We start from the raw sequence: 573 nt of genomic DNA, 5'->3' as shown, positions 1-573 counted from the left end.
CTGCCAGCACCCAACCGTGACCCAATTGCTTTTCTGCATTTTCATCACTGTTTAACCAGTAGGTTAAATATCCAGCACTGCTTTTTTCAGACACAGAAAGTGTGAGATCTTTATCCGCCAGCAGTTGTCCTACATGCTCAACCATCGGAAGGTCGATGCTAACCGTATTGCTTTCGAGGTGCTTGTTGATCAACTGCATCAGCTTCAAACGTTGTTCAAGCTGATCTGCCGGGCCAAACAGCTTCACTTCAATAAAAGGCAGATAAGAGCGATACCCAAGCTCATAGCCTTGTGGCAGTTTTAACTGATCCAACTTATCCGAGATCCCAGATTCAGAAAGACCAAAAGTGTAGATTCGACTACAGCATGAACCTTTTACATCAGGAAATACTCTTCGAAGATCAGGCAAAATTTGTGTTTCTGCCATCAATTTGAATTCGCTTGGTACACCAGGAGTAAAATAAAAAATCGCGTCATTGATCAGCATTTTAAAGCCACATGCCGTGCCAATAGGATTGTCTAAAATTTCTGCGACTTCAGGTAGCATGGCTTGTTTTAAATTGCTATCAGGCA

General features: G+C 42.6%; 1 pseudogene. It reads right to left on the bottom strand.

The features are described from left to right. Positions 1-573, bottom strand: a pseudogene (locus tag R7R78_RS28285) (competence/damage-inducible protein A); the annotation flags it as partial.

It is taken from the genome of Vibrio sp. 2134-1 (genome assembly GCF_033339495.1).
The sequence above is the reverse complement of the archived record's forward strand: the minus strand, read 5'-3'. Positions and strand labels throughout refer to the sequence as shown.